The 26231-nt window shown below is 69.2% G+C and carries 27 protein-coding genes; 12 read left to right on the plus strand and 15 right to left on the minus strand.

All coding sequences use genetic code 11. The annotated features are described in order from the left end of the window. The first annotated feature begins 100 nt into the window (after positions 1–100). Complete coding sequence (locus ACFU95_RS05145; protein ID WP_383821881.1) at positions 101–415, plus strand: CU044_2847 family protein; 315 nt, start codon at positions 101–103, stop codon at positions 413–415. A 49-nt stretch (positions 416–464) separates the two neighbouring features. Continuing rightward, positions 465–4706, plus strand: a complete 4242-nt coding sequence (locus ACFU95_RS05150; protein WP_383821884.1) for a trypsin-like peptidase domain-containing protein — start codon at positions 465–467, stop codon at positions 4704–4706. A gap of 301 nt (positions 4707–5007) precedes the next feature. On the opposite strand, the gene ACFU95_RS05155 is transcribed toward ACFU95_RS05150, so the two are convergent. The 6 genes from ACFU95_RS05155 to ACFU95_RS05180 all read right to left on the minus strand — a co-directional run bounded on the left by ACFU95_RS05155 (position 5008) and on the right by ACFU95_RS05180 (position 8712). Then, positions 5008–5241 (minus strand): DUF6087 family protein, encoded by a 234-nt coding sequence (locus ACFU95_RS05155; protein ID WP_383821887.1) that lies wholly within the window; start codon positions 5239–5241, stop codon positions 5008–5010. 129 nt (positions 5242–5370) lie between these two features. After that, the gene (gene tgmC / locus ACFU95_RS05160) at positions 5371–6558 is read right to left on the minus strand and encodes an ATP-grasp peptide maturase system methyltransferase (protein ID WP_383821891.1); all 1188 of its coding nucleotides are present in this window, start codon (positions 6556–6558) and stop codon (positions 5371–5373) included. Then, positions 6548–7510, minus strand: a complete 963-nt coding sequence (tgmB, locus tag ACFU95_RS05165) for an ATP-grasp ribosomal peptide maturase (RefSeq protein WP_383821894.1) — start codon at positions 7508–7510, stop codon at positions 6548–6550. Before tgmB ends, tgmC begins: the two co-directional genes overlap by 11 nt. A 5-nt stretch (positions 7511–7515) precedes the next feature. Next, a complete protein-coding gene (gene tgmA / locus ACFU95_RS05170; RefSeq protein ID WP_383821897.1) occupies positions 7516–7818 on the minus strand; it encodes a putative ATP-grasp-modified RiPP in 303 nt (100 codons plus the stop codon). 121 nt (positions 7819–7939) lie between these two features. Continuing rightward, complete coding sequence (locus ACFU95_RS05175; RefSeq protein WP_383821900.1) at positions 7940–8302, minus strand: hypothetical protein; 363 nt, start codon at positions 8300–8302, stop codon at positions 7940–7942. Then, positions 8296–8712, minus strand: a complete 417-nt coding sequence (locus tag ACFU95_RS05180) for an ATP-binding protein (RefSeq protein WP_383822257.1) — start codon at positions 8710–8712, stop codon at positions 8296–8298. The genes ACFU95_RS05175 and ACFU95_RS05180 overlap by 7 nt, the downstream gene beginning before the upstream one ends. Positions 8713–8965: 253 nt before the next feature. Between ACFU95_RS05180 and ACFU95_RS05185 the strand changes: the two genes are divergently transcribed. The 4 genes from ACFU95_RS05185 (at position 8966) to ACFU95_RS05200 (ending at position 11702) form a co-directional block, all read left to right on the plus strand. Next, positions 8966–10213, plus strand: a complete 1248-nt coding sequence (locus ACFU95_RS05185; protein WP_383821903.1) for a helix-turn-helix domain-containing protein — start codon at positions 8966–8968, stop codon at positions 10211–10213. Beyond that, positions 10180–10734, plus strand: a complete 555-nt coding sequence (locus ACFU95_RS05190; RefSeq protein ID WP_383821905.1) for a GNAT family N-acetyltransferase — start codon at positions 10180–10182, stop codon at positions 10732–10734. Before ACFU95_RS05185 ends, ACFU95_RS05190 begins: the two co-directional genes overlap by 34 nt. A 335-nt stretch (positions 10735–11069) precedes the next feature. After that, the gene (locus ACFU95_RS05195; RefSeq protein WP_383822279.1) at positions 11070–11216 is read left to right on the plus strand and encodes a hypothetical protein; all 147 of its coding nucleotides are present in this window, start codon (positions 11070–11072) and stop codon (positions 11214–11216) included. 93 nt (positions 11217–11309) lie between these two features. Further along, positions 11310–11702 (plus strand): hypothetical protein, encoded by a 393-nt coding sequence (locus ACFU95_RS05200; RefSeq protein WP_383821908.1) that lies wholly within the window; start codon positions 11310–11312, stop codon positions 11700–11702. Between the two features lie 69 nt (positions 11703–11771). Here ACFU95_RS05200 and ACFU95_RS05205 read toward each other — a convergent pair whose 3' ends face one another. The 3 genes from ACFU95_RS05205 to ACFU95_RS05215 all read right to left on the minus strand — a co-directional run bounded on the left by ACFU95_RS05205 (position 11772) and on the right by ACFU95_RS05215 (position 14867). Next, entirely contained in the window at positions 11772–12095 is a 324-nt protein-coding gene (locus ACFU95_RS05205) for a CU044_2847 family protein (RefSeq protein ID WP_383821910.1), read from the minus strand. An 80-nt stretch (positions 12096–12175) separates the two neighbouring features. Continuing rightward, complete coding sequence (locus ACFU95_RS05210; protein WP_383821913.1) at positions 12176–12841, minus strand: hypothetical protein; 666 nt, start codon at positions 12839–12841, stop codon at positions 12176–12178. 154 nt (positions 12842–12995) lie between these two features. Further along, positions 12996–14867 (minus strand): glycoside hydrolase family 3 protein, encoded by a 1872-nt coding sequence (locus tag ACFU95_RS05215; RefSeq protein ID WP_383821916.1) that lies wholly within the window; start codon positions 14865–14867, stop codon positions 12996–12998. A 429-nt stretch (positions 14868–15296) separates the two neighbouring features. Between ACFU95_RS05215 and aroA the strand changes: the two genes are divergently transcribed. Genes aroA through ACFU95_RS05235 form a run of 4 tightly spaced genes read left to right on the plus strand, consistent with a single transcriptional unit; the run spans position 15297 to position 18245 of the window. Then, complete coding sequence (gene aroA, locus ACFU95_RS05220) at positions 15297–16535, plus strand: 3-phosphoshikimate 1-carboxyvinyltransferase (protein WP_383821919.1); 1239 nt, start codon at positions 15297–15299, stop codon at positions 16533–16535. Between the two features lie 26 nt (positions 16536–16561). Further along, on the plus strand, positions 16562–17194 hold the full coding sequence (locus tag ACFU95_RS05225; protein ID WP_383821922.1) for a GNAT family N-acetyltransferase: 633 nt from the start codon (positions 16562–16564) through the stop codon (positions 17192–17194). Between the two features lie 58 nt (positions 17195–17252). Then, positions 17253–17834 carry an RBBP9/YdeN family alpha/beta hydrolase gene (locus ACFU95_RS05230; RefSeq protein WP_383821925.1) on the plus strand — a complete coding sequence of 194 codons (582 nt, stop codon included), beginning with the start codon at positions 17253–17255 and terminating at the stop codon, positions 17832–17834. A 60-nt stretch (positions 17835–17894) separates the two neighbouring features. Beyond that, positions 17895–18245: a hypothetical protein gene (locus ACFU95_RS05235; RefSeq protein ID WP_383821928.1), complete on the plus strand. Its 351-nt coding sequence runs from the start codon at positions 17895–17897 to the stop codon at positions 18243–18245. Here the strand turns inward: ACFU95_RS05235 and ACFU95_RS05240 are convergent. From ACFU95_RS05240 to ACFU95_RS05255, 4 genes are all read right to left on the minus strand, one after another. Continuing rightward, positions 18226–19464, minus strand: a complete 1239-nt coding sequence (locus ACFU95_RS05240) for an MFS transporter (RefSeq protein ID WP_383821931.1) — start codon at positions 19462–19464, stop codon at positions 18226–18228. The two genes, ACFU95_RS05235 and ACFU95_RS05240, sit on opposite strands and share 20 nt — an antisense overlap. A gap of 93 nt (positions 19465–19557) precedes the next feature. Beyond that, on the minus strand, positions 19558–20358 hold the full coding sequence (locus ACFU95_RS05245; RefSeq protein ID WP_383821934.1) for a sugar phosphate isomerase/epimerase family protein: 801 nt from the start codon (positions 20356–20358) through the stop codon (positions 19558–19560). A gap of 96 nt (positions 20359–20454) precedes the next feature. Then, a complete protein-coding gene (locus ACFU95_RS05250) occupies positions 20455–21387 on the minus strand; it encodes a GNAT family N-acetyltransferase (RefSeq protein ID WP_383821937.1) in 933 nt (310 codons plus the stop codon). 109 nt (positions 21388–21496) lie between these two features. After that, positions 21497–22096, minus strand: a complete 600-nt coding sequence (locus ACFU95_RS05255) for a dihydrofolate reductase family protein (RefSeq protein WP_383821940.1) — start codon at positions 22094–22096, stop codon at positions 21497–21499. Positions 22097–22459: 363 nt separating this feature from the next. Between ACFU95_RS05255 and ACFU95_RS05260 the strand changes: the two genes are divergently transcribed. Further along, the gene (locus tag ACFU95_RS05260; RefSeq protein WP_383821942.1) at positions 22460–23263 is read left to right on the plus strand and encodes a DUF4389 domain-containing protein; all 804 of its coding nucleotides are present in this window, start codon (positions 22460–22462) and stop codon (positions 23261–23263) included. A gap of 113 nt (positions 23264–23376) precedes the next feature. On the opposite strand, the gene ACFU95_RS05265 is transcribed toward ACFU95_RS05260, so the two are convergent. Together ACFU95_RS05265 and ACFU95_RS05270 are read right to left on the minus strand one after the other, a co-directional pair. Beyond that, complete coding sequence (locus ACFU95_RS05265) at positions 23377–24015, minus strand: DUF6415 family natural product biosynthesis protein (protein WP_383821945.1); 639 nt, start codon at positions 24013–24015, stop codon at positions 23377–23379. A 265-nt stretch (positions 24016–24280) separates the two neighbouring features. After that, on the minus strand, positions 24281–25465 hold the full coding sequence (locus tag ACFU95_RS05270; protein ID WP_383821948.1) for a helix-turn-helix domain-containing protein: 1185 nt from the start codon (positions 25463–25465) through the stop codon (positions 24281–24283). Positions 25466–25579: 114 nt separating this feature from the next. Between ACFU95_RS05270 and ACFU95_RS05275 the strand changes: the two genes are divergently transcribed. Then, complete coding sequence (locus tag ACFU95_RS05275; RefSeq protein ID WP_383821951.1) at positions 25580–26128, plus strand: flavoprotein; 549 nt, start codon at positions 25580–25582, stop codon at positions 26126–26128. Positions 26129–26231 lie beyond the last annotated feature (103 nt).

Below are 26231 nucleotides of genomic sequence, written 5' to 3' on the forward strand. Positions count from 1 at the left end.
ACGAGTACAGCGACTGGTCTGGTGAGCTTGGTCGATCACGGCATGGCGCAGCAGATGAGCGGTAATATCGGCAGACCTAACGACCATCCGGGGGGTCCGTATGCCGTCGCACATCGTCTCGTATGCTCTGGACGAGCAGACCACGGCCGCATTCGAGATTGAGACTGGCGACGACTTTCACCCTGTTGGCTCGGAAACAGCCATCGCCCGAGTCCGCGAGGCTGTTCAGCCCGCTGTTCAGGCAGCGCGGACTGTTCTGGACCAGGTCGCAGCAATGAAGCCCGGCGAAATCCAGCTCAAGTTCGGGATCAAGGTCAATGGCACAGCAAATTGGTTGATCGCCAAGGCTGCGACGGAAGCGAACTTCGAGGTCACCCTCACTTGGGCACCGACGGGCGAGTCTGGCGCGCAGTAGCGGGACGCGGCAGTACAGGCAACGCGGCTCCACGGTGGGAAGACCGGTCATGGACAACCAGTTGAGCAGACCCGCGAATGACTCGTGGGTCGCTGCCGTTCATCGCACCGAGACCGATGATGTGTCGCTCGGATCAGCCTTTGTACTGGACACTCACCGAGTCCTCAGCTGCGCCCACGTGGTACGCAGCGCCTCCGAGGCTGGGGCGCCGCTTTGGGTGGCTTTCCCCAAGGCGGAGGACGGCGACACGGCGCGCATCGCGGTGCGAGAGGTCGTCTTGCCGCCGCCCGGAGTCCAGCGCACCCAGGACACAGCAATTCTCCGCCTTGCCGAGCAAGTCCCAACGACTCGTGTTCCACGGTTGCGCTGCCCTGTCCCGGCCGACATGGTGGGCCGGGACTGGTGGGCTTTCGGATTTCCCGGAGGCGAACCGCTCGGTAACTCGGCCGCCGGCGTGATAGGCGAGGCGCTCGGCTATGGCTGGGTGCGACTCGACACCAATTCCCGGTACACGGTCAAATCGGGCTTCAGCGGCTCGGCGTTGTGGTCACCGGAGTATGACGCGGTCGTTGGAGTGGTTGGCCAGGCAAGTGGCGAGGGCGACGCTCGTGCGTTGTCGCTCTGGCAGATCGATCGCATCTTCCCGGGCGAGGGCATCGCAGATCTCGCCGTGTGGACAGTCGAGGCGGCCGGCGAATCCGCCCTCGCATCCTGGGGTTGGTCACTGCGAGAGGACCCTGAAGCTGGTCGTCATTGGCGGCCCAGGGCCCGCGGCGTCAGTATCGAGACAGAGAGAGGTTTCCGCTTCCGTGGGCGAACTGCTGCCCTCACGGCCATCGTCGACTGGATCAGCGATCCGCCGCAACGTAAGGCACTCGTGGTCACCGGCTCACCAGGTGTGGGTAAGTCGGCTGTCCTGGGGCGCGTCGTTACCACGGCGGATGAGGAGATCGCGGGTCTGCTGCCGGTAGATGACACCGGTGTACGCGCACAGGTTGGATCCATCTCGTGTGCCGTACATGCCAAGGGCAAGACCGCACTTGATGTCGCCGTGGAGATTGCCGCAGCGGCCTCGGCCGCGCTCCCACACGACATCGAGTACCTACCGGAGTATCTGCGGGACGCCCTCGAGGAGCGCTTCCCACCCCAGCACAACACCATTCCAGAACCATTTACGGTGGTCATCGACGCACTTGATGAGGCTGCTACCCCTCAGCAGGCGCGCCTGATCATTCGTCGAATCATTGCACCGCTGGTGGAAACCTGCGCGGATCTCAATATTCGAGTGATGGTGGGAAGTCGGCGACGCGACGACTCAGGTGATCTGCTGGCGTCGTTTGGTAGGACCATTTCCGTAATTGATCTTGACGAGCCCCACTACTTCGAGGCGGAAGACCTAACGTCGTACACCCTCGCCACGCTTCAGATGCTCGGGGATGAACGGCAGGACACTCCATACGCTGATGATGCGATCGCGGAGCCGGTGGCCCGTCGAATCGCCGCTATGGCCGAACGTAACTTCCTGGTGGCGGGACTCGTGGCACGGGCGCACGGGTTGCACGATCAGGACGCGGTGAGACCCGAGCAGATCGCCTTTATCCCAACAGTGGACGGCGCACTGCGTGACTATCTCGACCGAATCCAGCCCGTAGACGGCCACCCCGCTGACGCTGTTCTCGCCGCTCTCGCCTTCGCTGAGGCGCCGGGCTTCTCGCTAGCCCTGTGGCGCACGGCAATCATCGCTCTTGGGGGGCCAGACATCCCAGCCGCTTCCCTCGCCGCTTTTGCTCGCTCATCAGCAGCGAACTTCCTCGTCGAGTCAGGTGGTGGGCAACAGCAGGACATCGTCTATCGGCTCTTCCATCAAGCTCTCAACGACACTCTGATCAGCGCCCGAGCCGAATTGCATTCACCGTGCGCAGACGAGCGGGCCCTCAGTCGTGCCCTCATCGCCGAAGGCGAGCGGACGGGTTGGACGGAGGCCGACGCATATCTCAAACGTTCGCTCCCTGGACATGCTGAGGCTGGGGACGTACTGGACGAGTTGCTGTCGATGGAGACGTATTTGCTCCACGCTGATCTACGCAGATTACTCCCCGTGGCCGATCGCGCTTCCTCAGACCTCGCTCGAAGCAGAACCAAACTCATCAGGCGTACGCCCTTGGCGTTCAACGCTGATCCGAGCCAGCGCATCGCCCTGTTCAGCGTGACTGAGGCCCAGCAGCATCTCGGCCGTGTTTACCGCGATTTGGCACTTCCTGCACCTTATCGCGCAACCTGGTCCACTGTGCTGCCCGGTAGCGAGGAAGCCGTGCTGGACGGCCACACGCGAGGGTCGTATGTCCTGTGCGCATTCACTCTGGGCGACCGGGATCTGCTTGCCAGCGCTGGCGGTGACCGTACTGTGCGGATCTGGGACCCAGTACTAGGTGAAGCCCTCCACGTAATGGAGGGGCACACAGATGAGGTTCGTTCCATTGTTCCTGTGCGTTTGGGGACGTTGGATGCTCTTGCCTCAGCCGGACGGGACGGGACGATTCGGTTCTGGGATCCTCTCGTTGGCGAGCCCTTGCATCACATTGAGGGGAACCAGACCGGATACTCGGCTCTCTGTTCGCTCACTCGCGACGGTCGCGTCCTCCTGGCGGCGGCGAGGGCGACTGAGGTGTGGCCCACCATCCAGCTGATCGACTCCGCCACGGGCCAACAGGTGGCGGAACTCGAGGGCCACGAGGGGTGGATCACTGCTCTCTGCGAGGTCACGGTGGACGACGCCACCATGCTCGCCTCGTGCAGCGAGGACGGTGCCATATGTCTCTGGGATCTTTCGACTAAATCCACTCGTTGGGTAGTAACCCGGGCAGGATGGGACGAATGGACCCGGGCCTTGTGCACGGTCAGAATCAATGGGCAAACGCTGATCGTTGGCGCTGGATATGACTCCGTGATCCGCCTCTGGGATCCGGGCGATGGTGCCGAGGTCGGCCAGTTGAGAGGTCATGAAGCTTCTGTCTTTGCTGTCTGCGTCACGACGCTGAACGAAAAACCGGTCTTGGTCAGCGGGGGTGCCGACGAGACGCTGAGGCTCTGGGATCCACACGCGGGGCAGCAACTTGCCATGTGGCTCGGCCATACGGACTCCATCTACGCGGTCTGCTCCGTCCGTACCGGTTCCCAGGTGCGGCTGGCCAGCAGTGGCGATGACCGAACCATCCGTGTCTGGGACCCTGCCACAGGTGGGCAGGAGACATTGGCTGAGGGCAGTGAGGAACACGACTTCAATGTTGCCTGTGCTGTCCGAACGGGCTCAGGCCTGTTCATGGCCACGACCCGGGTCGGCAGGCGGAGGGTCGTAATTCGCGATCCCATCTCGTGGGAAAAGGTACGCGAGCTGACCACGACCTGGGTCAACGCGATGTGTACGGTCCAATTCCAAGGGCGAAGTCACCTCGTCGTCGCCGGGACGGGTATCGAGATATGGGATCCGCAAACCGGAAATCGGGTCCGGTTCCTCCAGCAGGTGCGCCAACCGTACATGGGTGTCAATTCAATCAGTGCGGTCAAGGTCAACGAATCCCGGCTGCTGGTGGTCTCATCGGCAAGCTCTGTGCACTTCTGGGACATATCCCGAGGGCGTGTGGTCCACGAGTTTGATGTTGGCAGCGCCGGGGCACGGGAGATCTGCCTTGTGCCGGTGCGCGAGCGACTCGCCATCGCGGGCGTCACCTACGACGGCCGAATCAGAATCTGGGACCCGCGTACGGGGAACCAACTGGCTGAGTTGAGCATCGGCAGAGGTTCCCTCACTGCGCAGTGCACTGTCCAGGTCGGAGGGCGAGTGCTGCTTGCTACGGGCAATGAGTTCGGTGTTGTCCAGTTCTGGGATCCAGCGACAGGGAAGCTGCTCAGCTCACTGGAAGGGCATGCAGCAGCAGTGCGTCAGCTGTGGGTTTCAGTTGTTGATGGCCATAAGGTGCTTGTGAGCTCCAGTGACGACCGGACGTTGCGGATATGGGACCCAACAGGTCTTCGTCCCCTGGTGGAGATTCCTGTACACTACACGATTGAGTGGGTGGCTCAAGCTGGCTCTGACATCACAGTGAGTTTGGACACGGGAATGCTTGGTGTCAGACTTGACCTTTCAACGACAGGACTTTGCCCTACCTGTCCTTCCGGATCCCATATTTCAGGGAAGTGCACTTCTGGACATCGGACGGCTGGTCAAGTGCCCTCCGAACGAGGAAAACTGGTGCCGACCCATTCGGCGGTACCTCGCTTGCCCATCCCGTGAGGCCCAACCTTCGCTCGGTCTTCAGTGAAATTCTGTTGATCGGTTTCGCGGCTGGTTGGAGTGGGATTGAGGCGTGCGATTTAAATCGTAAGGGTGCCGAGACTTCCGTCTCGGGTGGAATCATTTAGCCCTGGGTAACCTGGACGGTGCAGGCGATGCTCGAATTCGTCCCTGAATCCTCGCGGGACCGCATGTCGGTCGGCATCGTTCGCCGGCTCACGAGCCAGGCAGCCAACTGCACTACATCGAGGGGCATCCCGCCGCTCCGCGCCCGCCGCAGCCTCAGACGCGGCGGCGTTGATTATCTCTCTGCCCGGCCGCCACCGTCCGGCCTGGGCGCCTGGGGTTTGCGGTGCTTGCCGGAGCCGGAGCCGGAGCCGGAGCCGGAGCCGGAGCCGAGCGGCTTCGGCACCGGCCCTGAGGGTGAGGGCTTGTTGGCCTCCGGGTACAGGATGGCTTGGGCCTCGACCAGGCTGGCTGCGAATCCGTACGGCTCCCATGTGTGCCCGTTCCCGCGATCGATAGCGGGGCGCATCCGGATTCAGATGTGATGCCCTGGGCCCGACGCCGGGCATGAGAGGCACGGCGCGCAGTCGGCCGATCTTCCCGTTCCGCCCAGTCCTTCAGCGGCTCGTCGTCCATCCTCGCGTCGGTGGCGGCTGTCTCAGGAGGGTAGCGGCCAATGCGGGCCGTTCGGGTTCCCGAGCCATACGGCCTGCTGGTCGCGGGAGACGGTCACGCCGAACGCCGCGGTGTTCGGTGAGCCGTACTCCTCCCAGGTGGCCACCGCCGATTCGATCGCGTCCCACAGGCGGCGGGGGCCGCCCTGCCTGACTTGCCAGCCGCTGTCCGTGGGAGCGAGGACGGCGAAGGAATCGGTAACGCTGTCCAGTAGAAACGTGCTGACCGGGCCGCCGTCGACCGCCATCGAGAAGAAACGGGCGTCCGGCGCCGCGAGCTGTGCCATGAACGCCGACCCGGAGTCAGTGAGAAGCTCTGGCCCGCGTACGGCTTTCCGTACCGCCCCGTCGTCGGGGCCCGGGACCATGCCGAGGCTCTCTGGTGCGTCCTGCTGGCGGGCGATCATGAAGCTCGGGTCGTCCTCGCTGAACCAGCCGCTCGCGCTGTCACCGGTGACGATGAGTTTGGCCAGGCCGAGGGAGCGCATCCAGCCGCGAAGGGTGGTGAGGATGACGCCGCCCGGCCGGACCTGTTCCAGCCAGGCGGGCGGGATGCTGCGGAAGCCACACGTGGCGATCAGCCGGTCGTACGGGGCTCCGTCGGGGTGGCCGGCGCGGCCGTCCCTCACCAGCAGGTGGGGGGTATGACCGGATCCGGTGAGGGCGTGGCCGGCTCGTCGGGCCACGCCCTCGTCCGTATCGATCGAAGTCACGCTCTCGCTGCCGAGCCGGTGGCACATCAGTGCTGTCGAGTATCCGGTTCCGGTGCCGATCTCCAGCACGTTCATGCCGTCCTGCACATCCAGGTCTTCGAGCATCCGGACCACGAGGCTCGGCAACGTCGACGACGAGGTCGGGGTGGCGTTGCTGATCGGCTTCGGGTCGGCCCAGGCGATGTCCCGGCCGTCGAACTGGGTCATCCATGTCTCGTCGGTGTAGACGAGCCGGAGCCACTCCTCCTTACCGACCGTCTCCGGTGCGACCGGCTCCCAGGTGGTGACGCCCGGGGCGCGGCTCTCCCGGTAGAAACGCGGGATGAATCTGTGGCGGGGCACGGCCTCCACGGCGGCCCGCCACTGCGGCGAGCGCAGCCAGCCGTCCTTCTCCAGTTGTCGGGCGAGTCGGCGCCGGAGATCGGCTGCGGCCGTCTCGATGTCGGTTTCACTGGCCACGGAGTCCTCCTTCCAGGAGATCGGTGAGTGCGGCAGTCATCGGCAGACCGGTCGGCGGCTCCATCCATGCCCACTGCCCGGAAGGATTGCACTCGATGAAGATCCACTCACCGCGGTCGGTCAGAGCGAAGTCGAACGCCCCGAAGACAAGCCCGAAGTGCTTCAGATAGGCACGCATCGACCGCTCCACCGCGGGTGGCGCGGCAAGCGGCGTGTATGTGTGAGTGCCGTAGTCCGTACGCCAGTCGAGGAGACCGGAGTCGATCCGCACGGCGAAGATCTGCTCGCCGATCACCGTCACCCGGATATCGGCAACCTTGCGCACCCGCTTCTGGAAGAGGTGCATGGTGCCGGACACGGAATCGTCGATCTCGTCGACGGTCACCTCGGTCACGGGGACGGTCTGGGCCTTGCCGTCGACCAGGTAGAGCGGAACCGAGATCGGCTTGAAGATGACTGGGCCGTGCGCCCCGATGAAGGCCCGTGCGTCGTCGGGAACGTTGGTGATCAACGTCGGCGGAAGTGTGAAGCCGGCCGCCGCCGCTGCCGCGAGCCCGGCTGGCTTGTACTCGGCGTCGCCGATGCGATTGGGGTGGTTGACGTAAAGGCACCCAGGCAGAGAGGTCAGGATGCCGCCGAGCCCGTAGCGCGCTTGGGCCACGGCGAATCGCTCGTCCTGCTTGTCGAGGTGGGGGAAGGCAAACCCGGAGGGGCGCCGGTAGTACACGGAACGCACCGCGCCCAGGTCGGCACGTCGGCTCGGGGTCTGCACGCTTCCCCGCCACCGGTCGGTGCCACCGATGGTGGCCGAACACGACAGAGTGGCGGGGAAGTCACCGGAGTCGAACCGCACGACCGGGACACCCCGGTCGTGCAGCTCGGCGATCACGAAGTCCGCAGTCGGGTCGTCGAGGTTGGTGACGACCAGGACCGGACCATCGTCGTTCGTCACCAGAGTCACTGGTCGGTGTCGTTCCCCGTGTCGCTGTCCGGGGAGTCGCTGTTGCGGTCGCCCTGGCCCGTGGTGCCGGTCGCGGGATTCGTACCGGAGGACGTGCCGTGGCCCGGGGACATGGTGGGTGCCCCGGAAGTGTCGAAGTACCGGGCGGTCTGGGTCTCCGGATCCAGCGTCACCGTCGCGTAAGCGGGGCCCTCGACGGGCGGATACGGGGCGATGCGACGCAGAGCCCACGGGGCCGCGGTCAGATGCCCCTGCGGCAGTGGGCTGCCCGTGGGGAATCGATCCATGTGGTTGAACACGGTCTTCCTTCCTGTCAGAAGTTCTGTCCTTCGCCTGACTTGCTCACCCGCACGGCATCGAGGAGCACGATCCTGCTTGTGCGGGAGTCTCAGGAGCGCCGGGAAGAAGAGGCGCCGCGGCCTACGTCGAACCCGGACCGGGATTCCGCAACCCGTCCAGGACCCGTTGAAGGAGGCTGATGTCCGGTGCGCGGGCCTCGACTGCCAGTCGGCCGTCGCCGTACCAGCGACTGAGGTGCTCCCGCCACGCGATCTCGGCACGCTGCATCTCCGCGCGGATCTCGCCGAGAGCCAGTCCCGACTCGACGCGCAGTCGCACAAGGTCGGCGGGAGTTATCCGGACCGGCTCTGGGACAGCAACCGCGCCCGCCTCGTCAGACGGACGAGCCGGGCCGAAGGTCAGCTCCACGCACGCGTCCGAGACCGGGGCGCTGACAAGCTCCTCCGAGGTCAGGAGCCGTAAGGAGATACGCGAGATCAGCATGCGGCCGGCACCCGCAGCTCCGCCCAGACGAGCTTGCCCCAGGGATGCAGGTCGTAGCCCCACCGCCAGCTCAGCGACTCGACCAGGAGCAGACCTCGGCCGCCCTCGGAGTCTCCCTCGGGACTGCCCGGTTCCGGGGTGTCTCGGCACTTGTCGGCAACGCCGACCCGAATCACTTCGGCCGTCTCGCGCCGAATCACCACACGGACCACGCGACAGGGCGTGTGGCTGACGGCATTGCTGATCAGCTCCGAAACGATCAGAGTGCCCACCTCGGCCAACTCGCCTATGTCCCAGGTGTCCAGAGCCGCGGACACAAGCAGACGTGCGCGGCGTGCGGACTGCGGCTCGCACGACATCGTCTCGCTGTAGCCCGGAACACCAGTCGCGGTTGGCTTGGCGGCGGTCATGGTCACGGGGTCATCCCTCCGAGGCTGGGACGCCCGCCCCGCAACGGGTGCACAGGGGCGGGCTTTCCTCCACGCCATCGAGAGGCAGGAAGGGGAATCTCGCCCGCTCAACGGCTGGTACCGAGTCAACGGCCCTTGGCCGACGGCGAACAGGAAATGTCGTGCCCCGCCGTACCTCCGCGAACCGGAAGACTTTACGCTCCGATGACCTCGGGTCTGGTTCGGCCAGTGACCACAGGGCTACGGTCGGTCCATGGGAGCGAACGCCATCCTCAAGAGCCGGATGGAGGAACTCGGGCTCACCCAGGAAGAATTGGCTGGTCGGATGAACGCTGCGCTGGCAGAGATCACCGGCAGGCCCGGTGACGTCTCCGACCGCACCGTCCGCAACTTGCTCAATGGAACGTCCCGCCGCCCCATCGGGCGTACGTGCGCAGCGCTGGAGAGGGTGTTCGGGTGCTCCGTGGAGGACTTAGGGTTCACAGCACCACGCACCATGCAGCATCCGCAGGAGGACCCCGTGCGGCGCCGCGCCTTCATCGCCTCAGCCACCGGGACCGCGGCCGCCGCGGTTCCCTTGATGGCGCAACGCCGTACGGTCGGCATGTCGGACGTGGCGCGGGTCGCTGCCGGAATGAACGCCCTCGTCGAAGCCGACGACCGCCAGGGCGGGCATACGGAACTGGAAAGGGCCGCCGTCCAGGGCCGCGACGGCGTACTGGAGCTTCAACAGCGCAACGCCGGTGAACGCGTCCGCCGGGCCTTGTATGCGCTGGCCTCCGAATACACCGCCATAGCCGCTTGGTCCTGCGTCGACGCCCGGAACTTGGACCAGGCGCAGCGGTACCTGAACGAATCCGTCACGTACGCCGGTCTTTCTCAGGACGGACCCACAGAGGTACGGGTGTGGGTCACCATGTCGATGCTCGCCTCTCAGCGCCGCAAGTGGCCCGAAGCCCTCGCGGCAGCGCAGGTGGCACAAGCCTCCGCGGCCGCTCGTAGAGATCCGTTCTTCGACTCCCTGGGTCGGGTTCGAGCCTCGCTCGCCTACGCGGCCCTCGGCGAGGGGCGTGATGCCTTGCGGCATCTCGGGTCCGCCCAGGACACCTTCGCCAAGGCACCCGAACACGAGCGCCCTCGCTGGACGGCCTTCTACGGCCAGGCCGAACTCGACCACCTCGGCGCGATCGTCCACAACCGCAGTGGACGCCATGCCCACGCCGAGGCGATGGCGCACCGTGCCCTGACCAGGATTCCGCCCGTCTTCCGCCGCAACCGGGCGTTGGCGACTGCCCAGCTCGCCCTCGCGCAACTCCACCAAGGGGATACCGAACAGGCCACGGCCACCGCTGCCGACGTCTTCACCATCATGGACGGCGCCCCCCTCCCCGGACGCATGCGCACGCTTATCGGCGACTTCCACCGAGGCTTGCTCGTCCTGGCCCCCTCCACCGCTTACGCACGCGAATGGGCAGACCGCCTACGTACCGATTGGAGCTGAACGTGATCGACCTACGTCACTTCCAGCACGGAAACCTCCCCGAGAGCTTCCGGGAACTGCTCATCGACGTGCACGATGACGCCTACGCCGACGCCATGGACGACCCCTTCAACCAGCGATTCCCCTGGTTCGTCGACCACTGGTCAGGCATGGAGGACTTCACATGCGTCGTGGCGTACGACGGAGACGAGCCGACCGGTTTCGCCTACGGCGCCCCGCTCACCCCCGGCCGGGAGTGGTGGCGATCCACCGACTACGAGCCGAACAACGGCTACACCTCCACCTACGCGGTGTCCGAACTCATGGTGCGGCCTCAGTGGCGCAAGCAGGGCGTCTCCGAACGCCTCCATGAAGCGCTGTTGAAGGAACGCACAGAAGACCTCGCCGTACTTCTGGTCGACGTGACCCACCCCAAGGTGCAGGCGCTCTACACATCGTGGGGTTACACCAAGGTCGGCGAGCAACGGCCTTTCGCCGACGCCCCGCTACTCGCAGTCATGGTCAAAGACCTTCGGGACTGAGTCGCCACCAGCCAGTGACAGGACTGCTGTCGAACGCGGCCCGCCGGTGCCTCCGCAAAGCCGGGGGGCCAGGCACTCCTCATACTCAACGACGCGGCCGTGGACGAGACGTACCTGGCCCGAGCACCCGGTTCATCTGCACGGATAGGTCGGCGCCTGGTGCTCACCAGGACATGTGCGGGTCGGGGACACGTGTGGGCCGGGGCGGCCGACGGAATCGATCCGCGGCTGTCCCCAAAGGCTGCTGCGGTGTGGCCCGGGGCGCTCCCGCGCCGGACGGAGTCCAGCCAGTCGCCCGAAGCCTGTGAGGCCCGCCAGGGCCGAGCAGTGCGAGGGTGACCGAGGGAGGTTCTGCCCACGGACGGGTCGCCGAGGACGGCACCCACGAGGAGCTGCTGGCCCTGGGCGGCCGGTACGCCGAGCTGTGGCGGACCTTCCTCGGCCAGGCCGAGCCGGAGGAGCCGGTCGGGGCGGCCCGATAAGGGTGCCGGCCCGACGGCCGTGCAACCATCGGGCCTACGTCGCGCGTCCGTACACCAGTACGTTCATCGCCGGTGTACCGGGAGGACAATCAAGTGGACAGTGGTGCGATACGCCGACGACTGGCGGTCGGCCTGGCGGTGCTGACCACGTCCGCACTGCTCGCGGTCGCGGCACCGACGACGGCCCAGGCCGCCGACCCCACGCGCTGCGAGGGCCGCAAGGTCAAGACGTACTCGTTCTCCACCGGCACCCTGTACGTCTACAAGAAGCGCGGCCACGTCTGCGCCATCGTCCGCCCCGAACGCCCCGGGCGCCGGCAGACGATGAAGGTCAGCGTGCAGGCGTACCGGGCCAACCGGGTGGCCGACGAGGGCCAGTACACCCTCCGCGCCGGCCCGGTCACCGTCCATGCCGGGCAGCGGTGCGTGTGGGTGACGGGCAGGGTGGGGAGCGGGTCGGTGAGCAGGGGCTGGATCCTGTGCTGACCGGCCGACCGGCCCCGGGCCACAACCCGCGTCCGTGATGTCCGTCCACCGACTACTTCTCGGCGCTGTTCACGGGGTGGGCTCCGAGCTCGTCCACGCCACGGTCACCTTGAGATGGCACCCTGCCTGGCTCTTGGTGATCACGGCCCCCGCCTCGAAGGCGAGATCGACCCCGAATTCGACCGTGATCTCGTCGGGCCGGGCCTTGCGCAGCTGATCGAGCGCCGCGCGTGCGGCCTCCGTGACCGGCTCCAGGGCCTCTTGCAAGGTCCCGGGCACATCGCGAATGGCATCGCCGATGCGGCCCGCCTTCACCGGACCCTCAAGTGCGGCCGGGGCCTCGACCAGGACGCACCCCCCGCCCGCCAACGGAATCCGAGTCAGAGGTGCCAAGACGCCTCCTCCAGCTGTCGCCCTCCTGGCCAGGATCGCCATACCCGGCGGCGATGGCACCTCGGACTGGGCCGTACGCCTCACACCGGCCGCGCGCACCCCACCGGCTTCGCGCCCCCGAGCTGGACGTACAGGGCGGTCGACAGGGGGCAGTCGGCTCGCCTCGTGACCGCCTTGGAGACCTTGTGCTGGGGCTTGCGCTTCCCCTCGCCGTCGCATGACGTCTCGCGGACCTGGCCGTCCCCGGAGCCGTACACGCAGTCGCCGACGATCGTGCGGGGGCCGCCTCCGCCGCCGGGGTCGCCGGGGTGGGGCGGGGACAGGTTGCGCATACAGGCGTAGCCCTGCGGGATCGCGCCGTCGCCGTCCTCGTCGGAGGTCCGGCTCTGTTCGCTGATGTGCAGCACGAAGTCGGTGGTCCCGGGGCACAGCGGTCCGTCGCCCACTCTGCCGTCGTGCCGGGCCACGACCCGCGCCGCCGCCCGTTCACCGGTGCACGGCACCTCGGTGAAGCTGGTCGTCCCGAAGGAGCTGCACTCGTCGACGCCGAGGAACACCGCGCCGTATCCGGCGGGCCGGGTCGGGGGCGTCACCTGCTGCTCACCGGGGCCGGCGCTCGAACTCCCGCTCTCCCCGAGCCGCCCGTCCTCCTCGGCCGCGCCCGACGGGCTCTGACAGCCCGTCAGCAGCGTGACACACAGCACCAGCAGCGCACACGCCACCCCCACGGCACTTCTCTCACGCATCGCACTCCCCCCGGTACCCCCAGGCCAGCGTGACCCGCCGCGGCGGGCGCACGCCAGACATGTGGGGTCCTTTGCGTCGGTTGGGGGTGAGTGCGCCCGTTGTGTGGCGTACGGGCGCTACGCCCAAAGTGTTATTCCGCGGTGCTGTGCGGTGTTAGCCGCGCCCGTACGACAGCCCATGGCCGACCGGATACAGCACCCGTGTCGGATCGTCCGCCCGCTGCACCGGCACCGGCAGCCTTCCGCGCGGGGACACCCGCCCGGCGATCACCCGCGCGGCCGCGCGCAGCTCGACGTCGGTCCAGGAGTAGGCCGCCAGGCAGGCCCGGACGGTGGGCAGCTGGGCCACGTCGTACGGGTTGCGGATGGCCACCGCCACCACCGGCCTCCCCGTCGCGAGGAGTTGCTCGACCAGCGTCTTCTGGGTACTGGTCGCCGTGACGTTGTACGTCCCCACCACCACCGCGTCCGCCGCCCGAGCCGCCTCGACGGCCCTGGCGATGGTGGCGGAGGAGGGCGCCGTACCCGTCGACAGGGCGGTCGCCGTGAAGCCCAGTTCGGTGAGGGCGGTGGCGAGTACGCCGGTCGGCGGTCCCGTCGTGCCGGACGGGGAGGCCGGGTCGGCGCCGACGACCAGGACCCGGGGGTGCGAGCGGCGGGACAGCGGCAGCAGGGACCCCTCGTTGACCAGCAGGGTCGTCGTCCGCTCGGCGATGCGGTCGGCGGCCCTGAGGTGGGACGCGGTGCCGACGTTCCGGTCGACCCCGCCCTGGCTGACGTACGGCTCCTCGAACAACCGCAGCCTCGCCTTCAGCCGCAGGATCCGCAGGATCGATTCGTCGAGCCGCGCCTCGGTCAACTCGCCGTCCTGGACGGCCTTGAGGACCGCGTTCCACGCGATGTCGATCGACGGCGGGTTGAGGAGCTGGTCCACGCCCGCCTTGAGCGCGAGGACGGGGACGCGGTCGTCGCCGTACTTCGTCCGTACGCCCTCCATGCCGAGCGAGTCGGTCACCACCAGCCCGTCGTAGCCGAGTTCCTCGCGCAGGATGCCGGTGAGGATCGGGCGGGAGAGGGTGGCCGGGTCGCCGGAGTCGTCGAGGGCCGGGACCATGATGTGGGCGGTCATGATCGAGTCGATGCCGGCCCGGACGGCGGCCCGGAAGGGCGGCGCGTCCAGGGTCTCCCACTGCTCACGGGTGTGGGTGATGACCGGGAAGCCGTAGTGGCTGTCGACGGCGGTGTCGCCGTGCCCGGGGAAGTGCTTGGCGGTGGCCGCGACCTGCCGGTCGTGCCGCGAGCGCTGGTATCCGGCCACCTCGGCGGCGACCATGCCGGCCACCGCCTCCGGTTCGGCACCGAAGGAGCGGACGCCGATGACCGGGTTGGCCGGGTTGACGTTCACGTCGGCCACGGGGGAGTAGTTCTGCCGGATCCCGAGCGCCTTCAGTTCCTGCCCGGCGATACGGCCGAGGGTGCGGGCGTCGGTGCGCGAGCCGCCCGCTCCGATGGCCATGGCGCCCGGGAAGAGGGTGGCGGGCTCGCCGACACGGCAGACGATGCCGTGTTCCTGGTCGGTGGAGACGAGGACGGGCAGGCCGCGGGGCTGGGTGAGGGACGCCCTCTGAATGCCGTTCGAGAGGTCGGCGATCTGATGGGGGTCGCGGGTGTTGTGCGCCCAGGTGAAGTAGATGATGCCGCCCACCCGGTACCTGGCGATCAGCTCGGCCGCCGTACGGACGCCGATCTCCTTGAGGTTGGCGTCGATGTCGGCCTGGTCGGGGGCGGTGGCGGAGTGCCCGTAGACCCGCATGACGAAGAGCTGGCCGACCTTCTCCGGCAGGGTCATCCGGGCGATGAGGGCGCGCAGTCTCCTGTCGTCGGGGGCGGCGGCGTGGGCGGTGCCGCCGAGGGCCAGGGCGGTGGTGAGGCCGGTGGTGGCCGCGAGGACGGTACGTCTTGAAGGTGTGGCGGTGTTTCCTGTGCTTCTCCCGCTCCGTCTGCTTCCCCTGCTGGTGTCGGGCACGTGCGCTCCTTCCGGAGGTGGTGCGCTGAAGGAAACTTCCGAGAAGTCACCAATAACCGGGAAGTTTCTGCCAGTCAAGGGACTGCACCGCAACCAGGAAGGGGCCGCCATCGGCGCAGTTGGAGGGGGGCGCGCCGATGACGGCGTGCTGCCGGCCGCGGCACGGCGGAGAGGGTTGGTCAGCGATCGCAGCCAGCAGCGAGGGCCGACACCGCACCACGGTGACTCTCCAGCAGCTCGCGGTTTGGACGAGCGGGGGTGGGGCCGGGTTCCCGCGGGTGGCCGGAATCCGCGAAGTCGGTACGGCGGTGGCGGGTGGGGTGAGTGGGGGCCTGGGGCCTGGAAGGAGGGGACAGTAGGTGCGGCGGGGGCGGGTCCATCTCGTGGACGGCCCGGCGCGGGAGTGCAGGGCCGGGCGATCATGACGATATGCCCGTAGTCGCCATCCCCGGTTCCAAGTCCATCACCGCCCGCGCCCTCTTCCTGGCGGCCGCGGCCGACGGGGTCACCACGCTCGTACGGCCGCTGCGCTCGGACGACACGGAGGGCTTCGCCGAGGGGCTGACCCGCCTCGGCTACCGCGTCGGCCGGACCCCGGACACCTGGCAGGTCGACGGCCGCCCGCAGGGCCCCGCGGTCCCGGAGGCGGACGTCTACTGCCGCGACGGCGCGACCACGGCCCGCTTCCTGCCCACCCTGGCCGCCGCCGGCCACGGCACCTACCGCTTCGACGCCTCGCCCCAGATGCGCCGCCGCCCCCTGCTGCCGCTGACCCGCGCCCTGCGCGACCTGGGCGTGGACCTGCGGCACGAGGAGCAGGAAGGCCACCACCCGCTGACCGTGACGGCGACCGGCGTCGAGGGCGGGGAGGTGACGCTGGACGCGGGGCAGTCCTCGCAGTACCTGACGGCCCTGCTGCTGCTCGGACCGCTGACCCGCGAGGGCCTGCGCATCACCGTCACCGACCTGGTGTCGGTGCCGTACGTGGAGATCACGATCGCGATGATGCGGGCCTTCGGGGTGGAGGTACGGCGCGAGGGGAACGTCTTCGTGGTCCCGTCCGGCGGCTACCGGGCCACGACGTACGCGATCGAGTCGGACGCCTCGACGGCGAGCTACTTCTTCGCGGCGGCCGCGCTGTCCGGCGGTGAGGTGACTGTCCCCGGCCTGGGCGAGGGGGCGCTCCAGGGCGACCTGGGCTTCGTCGACGTCCTGCGGCGGATGGGGGCGCAGGTGTCGGTGGGCGCGGAGTCGACGACGGTCCGTGGCACGGGCGAACTACGCGGCGTCACCGTCAACATGCGCGACATCTCCGACACCATGCCGACCCTCGCGGCCATCGCGCCCTTCGCCTCCGGCCCGGTGCGGATCGAGGACGTGGCGAACACGCGGGTGAAGGAGTGCGACCGGCTGGAGGCGTGTGCGGAGAACCTGCGGCGGCTGGGGGTGGAGGTGGCCACGGGGCCGGACTGGATCGAGATCCAGCCGGGACCTGCCGGCGGCCTGGCCGGTGCGGAGATCAGGTCGTACGGCGACCACCGCATCGTCATGTCCTTCGCGGTGACCGGGCTGCGGGTGCCGGGTATCGCGTTCGACGACCCCGGGTGCGTACGGAAGACTTTCCCGGATTTCCACGAGGAATTCGGGGCGCTGCGCGCGCTGCTGTGACGCGAGACGGTGACGGGGGTCGACAGGTGGGCTTCAAGCTGGAGGGGCCGGTTCTGGAGGGCGCGTTGGTGCGCCTGGAGCCGCTGGAGCAGCGGCACGCCGCCGATCTGGCGGTGGCGGCGGAGGAGGACCGCGGGACCTACGCCTTCACCTGGGTTCCCAGGGCCCATGAGGTCGGCGACTACATCGACGCCCAGCTCGCCCGCGCGGCGGCGGGACGGCTCGCGCCCTACGCGCAGATCTCCCTCGCCTCGGGCCGTGCGGTCGGCGCCACCTCCTACTGGGAGCCGCGCTGCTGGCGTTCCGACGACCGACTCGACGCCGTCGAGGTCGGTTTCACCTGGCTGGCCCGCTCCGCCCAGGGCACGGGCGTCAACGCCGAGGCCAAGCTGCTGCTCTTCCGGCACGCCTTCGAGGAGTGGGGCGTGGCCCGGGTGGACCTGAAGACGGACGCGCGCAACGACCGCTCCCACGCGGCCATCGCGAGTGTGGGCGCCCGCTTCGAGGGCCTGCTGAGGAACTGGTCGCGCTCCTGGGCCCCGGGGGAGGAGGGGCAGCTGCGCGACTCCGCGCTCTTCTCGATCACGGCGGCCGAGTGGCCGGAGATCCGGGGGCGGTTGCGGGAGCGGGTGGCCAGGTTCCTTCCGCCGGCGTCGTAGCCCGCCGAGCGGCCGTGGTCCTTGGCCGCCAGGGCGGTGATCGGCAACCATCGACTCCATGACCGCCTACCTCATCCTCCACGGCTGGCAGAACCACCGCCCCGAGGCCCACTGGCAGCACTGGCTCGCCGACCGTCTCTCCGACATCGGCCACCAGGTCGTCTACCCGCCGCTGCCCGACCCCGACGACCCCGAACTCGAGGTCTGGCTGGCGGAGTTGGCGCGGCACATCGACGGGCTCGACGCGGGGGCGGAACGGGTCGTGGTCGCGCACAGCCTGTCCGCCGTGCTGTGGCTGCACGCGGCCGCGCGCGGGATGCCGGGGCTCGGCGCCGTGGACCGGGTGCTGCTCGTGGCCCCGCCGTCCGGCGCCGTACTGGCCCGGTACCCGCAGGTCGCCGGATTCGCCCTGCCGTCCCTGGAGCTCACGCTCCCCGGCCCCACCCGCCTGGTCGCCGGTGACGACGACCCGTACTGCGAGGAAGGCGCCGACACCGCCTACGGCGACCCGCTCGCCCTCCCGGCCGACATCCTCCCCGGCGCCGCCCACCTCGACCTGGACGCCGGGTACGGGCCGTGGCCCGCCGTGCTGGCCTGGTGCCTCGACCCCACCGCACCGCTCACGGCCCGCCCGGAGTGAGCTTCCCGTCGGAGTTCCGGTGTACGGGCGCCCACGGCGAGCATGCACAGTGGCGCGCCCGTGACCAGGGCGACTGTCTGCGGTGACCTGCTCGGCCTGCCGGGCGCTGCCCGTCTCGTCCTGGGCGCCGGGTCCGGGGGTGGCCGGCTGTGTGGGCCTGGTTCCTCGTCCCGGCCGTACCGCTCACGGCCCGCCCGGAGTGAGCTTGCCGGCGCGGAGTTCCGGTGTACGGGCGCCCACGGCGAGCAAGCGCGGTGGCGCGCCCGTGACCAGGGCGACTGGCTGTGGGGCGACTTGCTCGGCCTGCCGGGCGCTGCCCATCTGGACCTCGGCACCGGGGCCGGGTGGTGGCCCGCTGGGCTGGCCTGGTGCCTGGTCCCGGCCGTGCCGCTCACGGTTCGCCGGGAGTGAGCTTGCCGTCGCGGAGTTCCGGTGTACGGGCGCCCACGTAGGCCACCGCCAGCACGCACAGCAGCCCGCCCGTGATCAGGGCGGTCGCGCCGGATGACCAGCCGGCGACCAGGCCGCCGCGCAGATTGCCGAGATGCGGACCCGCCTGGCCGACGATCTGCTCGGCGGCCGTCACCCGGCCGAGCAGGGCGTCGGGGGTGCGGGTCTGGACGATCGTGGTGCGCGAGACGACCGACAGGGCGTCGGCGGCGCCCGCCACCACCAGCAGCGCGAGTCCCGCCCACGGGCTGGTCGTCAGGCCGAACAGGGCGAGGGCCGCGCCCCAGGTGCCCGCTCCGCACAGCATCACCAGGCCGGGGCGGCCCAGCCGCGTGACCGCGCCCGACAGGGCCGTCGCCGTCACGCCGCCCACCGCGACGGCCGACAGGAACAGGCCGAGGGTGCGCGGGTCGTCGTCGAAGCGTTCGGCGTTGACCAGCGGGAAGAGACTGACCGGCATGGAGAGGATCGTGGCGGCGAGGTCGGTGACGAGCGCGCCGCGTACCACCCGGTGGCCGGTCAGGAAGCGCAGGCCGTCCAGGACGCCGTGCAGCCCCGCCCGCGCCGGCTCGCCCTCGGGCGGCAGCGCGGGCAGGCCGAAGGCGCCGTAGAAGGCGAGTCCGAAGCTCAGCGCGTCCAGCAGATAGCAGACGCCGATGCCGAACCAGCCGAGGAACAGCCCGCCCAGCGCCGGGCCGAGCAGCATCATCGCCTGGCCGGTGACCTGGTTGAGGGCCAGCCCGGCCGCCACCTGCTCCTTGGGCAGCAGCCGCGGCACGAACACACCCGCCGCCGGACCGCCGACCGCGCCGAAGCAGGAGCCGGCCGCCACCAGGGCCAGAATCCCGGCCACGGGCACCCGCCCCGTGAAGCCCTGCACCGCGAGCAGCAGCACACAGACCGCCTGCCCGACGGTGGCGACCAGGTAGATCCGCCGCCGGTCCCCCCGGTCCACCCACGACCCGGCGAACAGGCCCACGCACACCATGGGCAACGCCTGCGCGAGACCGACCGCACCGCTCCAGACCGCGCTCTGCGTCATGTCCCAGACCTGGTACATGACGGTCACCATCGTCATGAAGCTGCCGAGCACGGAGATCGTCCGCCCGATCAGCAGCCGCCGGAAGACGGGGGAAGTACGCAGCGGCCGTACGTCGATGAACGTACGGGCGAGGCTCATGAGGGCATGGCGGGGCGCGGGGCGGGTTCGGGCACGAGGGGGGACGCTATACGGCGGCCCCCGCGCCGGGCCACCGGATTACGGGCGTCTGCCCTAGGCCGACTCGTTCAGCAGCCGCGACAGGTGGTCCCGACCCGCGTCGAGCAGCTCGGGCAGCGGGGCGGCCTCCTCGTACCACCGCTTCTCGTACTCCCAGCACAGCCAGCCGTCCCAGCCGTGCCGGGAGAGGACCTCCACGCACTCGGCGAGCGGCAGCACCCCGGTGCCGAGCGGCAGCGGGGTCGTGTCGTCGGCGGCGGCGATGTCCTTGACCTGGACGTAGCCGAGGTACGGGGAGAGCGCCGCGTAGCTCTCCGAGGGCTGCTCGCCGCCCAGCCAGGTGTGCATGACGTCCCACAGCGAGCCGACGTGGCGGTGACCGACCAGGCCGAGGACGCGGATCGCGTCGGCGGCGGTGCGGTGCGAGTCGTGGGTCTCCAGCAGGATCCGTACGCCCATGTCGGCGGCGTACTCCGCGGCCGTACCGAGGCGCCGCGCGGCGATCGCGTCCGCCGACTGCCGGCTCTGCTCGGGGTCGGCGCCGGGGAAGACGCGGACGAAGCCGGTGCCGAGGTCGTGGGCGAGGTCGACGAGCCTGCGGACCTCCTCGATCACGGGCCCGTCGTCACCGGGCGCGGCGACCCGGGCGTACCCGGCCAGGCCCAGGAGCTCGATGCCGGCGGCCTTGAACTCGGCCGCCACGTCCGCCCGTTCGTCCGGACCGAGGCCCGGGTGCACCGGCTCCTCGGGGTGCGTGCGCAACTCGACGCCGTGATACCCGTGGGCGGTCGCCAGCCGCAGCACGTCGGGGAGGGGGAGACCGGGGACGCCGAGGGTGGAGAACGCCAGTTTCATGGATCCCACCTTGCCAGGGAAACGAGGGCACGCCCATCCGGCAGGCGGGCCGGGGACGCTGCGGACCTGTCCCCTCCTGCCCCCGTACCGGTGATCTCACTCCTGTGTGCCGTGCAGATCCAGGCGCCAGTCCTGGCCGTTCAGGTCCTTGCCGAAGGAGCGGTGGGGCTTCTCGGCGGCCAGCACGAAGCCGTGGCGCTGGTAGACGCGGCGGGCGGAGGCCAGGATGTCGTTGGTCCACAGGACGAGGTCGCGGTAGCCGGCCCCCCGGGCGAAGTCGACCACGGCCGCCACGAGCCGGTCGCCGATGCCGAGGCCGCGCGCGTCGGGCTCGACCAGCAGCAGCCGCAGCCGGGCCGTGGCGGGTGCCTCGTCCCGTACGACCATCACGCAGCCCACCGGACGGCCGTCCAGCTCGGCGATCCACACCCGCTCCAGACGCGGATCGTGGTCCTGCGCGAAGTCCGCGACGATCCTCGCCACCAGCCCCTCGTAGTCGGCGTCGAAGCCGTACTCGGCGGCGTACAGCGCGGCGTTGCGCTGCACGATCCAGCCGAGGTCGCCGGGGCCGGGCTCGCGCAGCAGGACGTCCTCGCGGCGGGGAGGGCGGCTGTGGGACAGGATCGTACGGACGGTCGTCATCGCCTCGGCGAGGCGCGGCCGTTCGTCGGCCGGCACGGCCGACAGCAGCGAGCCGACCGATTCGGTCGCCCGCTCCTCCAGCAGCTTGCCGGTCTCCCGGCCGCGCGCGGTGAGCGTGACGCGCCGGCGCCTCGGGTCCTGCCGTGAGGCCGTGCGCTCGATGAGCCCGTCCTGCTCGAACTTGTTCAGGATCCGGCTCAGGTACCCGGCGTCCAGGGAGAGTTCGGCCCGTAGGTCGGCCGCGTCCGTACGCGGGGAGTGCGCGAGCTCGTACAGGACGCGGGACTCGGTGAGGGTGTACGGGGCGTAGAGGTGGCGGCTGTAGTCGAGGGCGCCGATGACGTTCGTGTAGAAGCGGTTGAAGGCGCGGATGTCGTGGACGGTCATGATCGTCGACCCCGTTGGACTCTGAGGCGGTCCGGCGGCCCGCCTGCCGATCTCTGACTCAGTCAGAGGTTCCGTCGGAGTCGAGCTTAGGACGCCCGCGCCCCGGCGGCTACCCCTGGGCGCTCGCCGGCCGGTACACGCACACCTGCGCGCCGGTCTTGGCCGTGGTGGCGGATACGAGCTCCAGCGGCCGCTTCCCGCCGTCGGCCGGGAAGATCGACTTGCCGCCGCCGAGCAGCACCGGCATGACGATGAGCTGGAGCTCGTCCACCAGCCCCTCCTGGATGAGGGTCCGCACGAGGGTGGGGCTGCCCATCATCGCCAGGTCGCCGCCCTCCGCAGCCCGCAGCGCCCGCACCTTGGCGACGGCCTCGGCGCCGGGGACGAGGGTGGTGTTGTTCCAGGTCAGGTCGGCTTCGGTGAGGGTGCTGGAGACGACGTACTTCTTGATCGAGTTCATCCGGTCGGCGAAGGGGTCCCCGGCCCGCTCCGGCCACGCGCCCGCCATGGTCTGCCAGGTGCGGCGCCCGAACAGCAGTGCCTCGGCCTTCCGCATCCCCGCGTCGAAGGCACCGCCGAGGACCTCCTCGTCGAAGTACGGGTGCGACCAGCCACCGTGCGCGAAGCCGCCGTCGGTGTCCTCCTGGGGGCCGCCGGGAGCCTGGACGACGCCGTCGAGGCTGATGAACTCCGTGATGGCGATGCGCATGGGATTGCTCCTGTTGTCCGCTCGGCTCGGGTCGGCTCGGGCGAGCCGGTCCGCACACAGGGAAGACCGGGGTGGCGCCCGGAACTCATCGGTGGGTCGAGTCAAGACGCGGAACGGGGCGTTCGGCAGGGGCCGGGAGGCCGGCTTTCCGGCGGCCCTCCGGCGGCCCTCCGGCGGCCGTCCAGCGGACTTCCGGCGGACTTCCGGCGGACTTCCGGCGGACTTCCGGCGGACTTCAGGCCCTGGCTGCCCGCTCGCCCGACGGCGGGCACCTCCGTTTGGGCCCGCGCAGAGCGCGCAGCCCGCCGCGCCGCCGCAGCATGGTCGTGTCAGGCAGCATCATCGGCGCGACTGGGAGTCTTCATGGCGACGGGCTGGGATCCTCGGGCCGCTACCGACCCCGAGGGCGGTGAATGGCTGCCCGTCCTCGACATCCCCCCTGCCGCACGGCAGCGGCGCTGGACCGTCCTGCTGCGCTGGCTGCTGCTCCTGCCGCAGTTCGTGGTGGTCTGCCTGCTCTCCATCGCGGCGTTCTTCGTGACCATCGTCGGATGGTTCGCCGCCCTGTTCACGGGACGGCTGCCCGACGGGATCTTCCGCTTCCTCGGCTCGGTCCTCGCCTACCGGACGCGGGTCGGCGCGAGCTCGATGCTCCTGGTGGACCGCTATCCGCCGTTCTCCTTCTCCGCACCCGACCACCCCGTGCAGATCGAACTGCGCCCCACGCCGCTGAACCGGCTCGCGGTGTTCTTCCGTCTGATCCTGATGATCCCGGCGGGCATCATCAACAACCTCGCGCAGGCGGGCTGGTTCGCGATCGGCTGGGTGTTCTGGCTCATCGGCATCGTGCTGGGGCGGCTGCCCGCGCCGGTCTTCGCCGCCACGGCCGCCGTCGCCCGGTACCAGCTGCGGTTCACCGCCTACGCCACGATGCTGACGCCCGCCTACCCCAAGCGGCTCTTCGGCGACGAGCCCTCCCCGCCGGACGCGGTCCGCTCCGGCACCCGGCCGCTGCTCCTGGACACCACGGCCAAGGTCCTCGTCGTGCTCTTCCTGCTGCTCGGCCTGGCCGGCCATGTCGTCAGCGGCTCCGTGGACTACGACGACGACGGCCACGAGAGCGACGACGTGTCGGCTCCGGCGGGGGCTGGGGTGCCCGCAGGCTGAACAACCGCACAGGTGGCTCGGCGAGGTCGAAGGACTTTCCGCCGACCTTGCCGCGGCGCACGTCTTCGTGCTGGGTCTCGTTTCGCTTCACACCGTGAGAAGGCGGCCGCCGCTCAGCGGCGTTGGGCGGCGCACGTGGCATGGACGCGGCCGGGGCGGGCCGCTCCGCCGGAGGACTTGCCGCAGACGTACGGCTCCCACTCGTCCTCGTCCGCGACGATCCGGCCGCAGCTGAGCCACATGGCGTGGCCGGTGAGCGCATCGTGATGGTGGCTCAGCGACATGACGGACTGGGCAAGTAGCCCGACGCGCTCCATCTCACCTCGCAGGCCCGCGGCTTCGGGGGCGTTCATGCGGTGGCGTGCCACTTCGACCGCGGCGAGCGCCACTTGGGCGGGTGCGTCCTCCGGAGGTTTGTCTGCGACGAACTTCTCGATCTGCGGGATCAGTTGCTCCAGCGTGGTGTGGAGGTCTTCCTCGAAGCTCTTGACGGTCTGGTGCCCCAGGAGCGTGGTCTGGTCGATGAACCAGGAGGCTGAGGCGCGCATCGCTGCCATGCTCGGAGCCGGTGCGTCCGTCTCGTCGGTGGTGTTCATCGGGTCACCACCCTGTCCTGCCCGGCAGCGGGGGCAGGCACATTGCGGGCTCATGGACATCAGAGGCAGCGGTCCCTGGCTGTCCGGGACACTCACCGTGCCGCGTTCCTCGATGACGGTGCCCGAACGGTCCATGGTGTAGATCCGCATGGTCATCTTTACCCCGCGCCTTGTCGGGGGCGTAGCGTTCGCCACGTCGACGCTCCTTGTCAGCGTTGGCCGGCCCCGGAGTCGTTCGCGCGGCTGCCGGGGCGTGTTTGGCGACGAGGGCGCAGCGGCGAGGGCGTCGGGTCGCGGCAGCTCAAAGCGAACTGACCGTTGTCGCCGCGCTGTCCACACCCTTCGTCGACCAGGTGTGAGAACAGCGTGACGCTGCGAGAAGAGGCCGACGCTCACAGATTTGTGAGCGCTGGGAGCGGGTCTAGAGGCCGATCCAGGTTGCCATGTGGTTCAGCGTGTCGGGAGTACGGCGCGACAGGTGCACCAGCCCGGTGATCGTCTCCCGGGCCGCCGGGTGATAGCGAGTCTGCTCGGGCGCCACTCGCCGAGCCTCGACCAGTGACTTCAGTGCTCCTTCGGTCTGCCCGGTCTCCATCTCCGTACGCGACTTGTCGATCAGGAAGTGGGCTCGGCGGGACGTGGCCAGCTGCGACGGCAGCTTGATCTTCCGGGCTTGCTTGAGCGCGTCGTCGTACTGGTGCATCTCGACGGCGGCGGACATCTTGTGCAGGGCTACGTTCGTGGGGCCGAAACTCAGCCAGTGCACATCCGAGGCATCGCCGATGCGCTCGGCGATTCGGCGCGCCTCCGCGATGTGCGCCTTCACTGCCCCCTCGTCCTGCGCTCGCGCCGCGATCACGGATCCTCCGAGGTGCAGCTGACCGGAGACAGCCGAAGCTTCGCGCGTCTCGTCGGCTTGACGGACCAGACCGTGGCCGGCGGCGACAAGACGCTGTCCGATCCGGTACTCGCCCTCGCGGAAGTAGACCAGTGCCCGCATGTATTGGCGTACGGCCGACAGACACGGATCTGAGGCGCGCTGTGCCGCCCAGTCCATGCGGTCGAGGGCGACGGCCGAGAGGTCGTAGTAGCCGAGCTTGACGCTGATGTCGTGTGCGGTGCGATACGCAGAGGCGAGCGCCTGCCACAGCCTGGTGGTCGGCGTCGACCAGGCGGTGTGAGTGAGTTCGGCGACAAGGCCGGGCAGTTTCCGCGCAGCGTTCCGCAGATGTGTGGCCCGGACCTCCTGACACAGCCTGTCCGCACCTGCGATGAGCTGTTCCGCCGGTTGCACGGTCAGCTCCGGGTTGGTGCCGAGGTCGTACAGGTCGAGCGACTCGCGGATCGGGCGCACCAGTTCGGCGAGCCGGTCACGTTGGAGTTCGGTCACGTAAGGCTGTCCGGTCAGCACGGTGACATCGATGCTGAGCGCCTTGGCGCAGGCTGCCACGAAGTCGGCAGAGGCGGGGCGGGCCCCGCACTCCACCTGGTTCAGCAAGCTGTAGGAGTAGGGCAGCCGGCCCGCCAACTGGCGTTGTGTGAGCCTGGCCAGTCTGCGCTGGTCCCTGATGCGTGCGCCCGTGTGGTTCTCGTCCAACGTGGGCATACGGGTCTCTCCGTTCTGAGTAGCCACCTTGAACAGTACCCACGTCCGTACTCCTGCGTGCTTCCTCCTGACTGCCTGCTGAGCAGGCACAGTTGCGTGTGGTCGGATGGGAACATGACGACAACGGACCCTGTGCTCTATCTGTTCGGCTCGGCAGCCCCTCCCGTCTTCGACATCCCGAAGGTCGTCCACAACGCGCAGGGGCGCGGCTTCGACGTCTGCCTAGGTCTGACCCCGACCGCACAGCGCTGGCTGACGCCGCAGCTGGCCGAGCTCGAACGACTGACAGGTCACCCCGTGCGCAGTGAGTACAAACTGCCGGGTGAACCGGACGTATGGCCGAAGGCGGACGTCATCGCCATCGCGCCCGCCACCTTCAACACGGTGAACTCGTGGGCGCTCGGCCTCACCCACGACTTCGTGGTGGGCGTCGTCGCCGAGGCCATCGGCAAGGGCATCCCGATGGTGACCATGCCGTGCGTCAACGCGGCCTACGTACAGCACCGCCAGTTCGAGCGCAGCGTCGAGGAGCTGCGGGGCATGGGTGTACGGGTCCTGTACGGCGACGGCGGATTCGTGCCCAACCAGCCAGGCCAGGGCAAGCCGAAAGGGTACCCGTGGCACCTGGTCCTCGACGCTGCGCAGGAACTCGCCCGAACCTGATCGATGCCGCACCGGGAAGCCTGATGCCTGCGGGACTGCACGCGCGGTGAGATGCGGTTGGTGCGCGCCTGTGTCTCGTCCGCACGGCGCGGACCTGCCGTCG

Source organism: Streptomyces sp. NPDC057623, assembly GCF_042800355.1.
GTDB lineage: Bacteria > Actinomycetota > Actinomycetes > Streptomycetales > Streptomycetaceae > Streptomyces.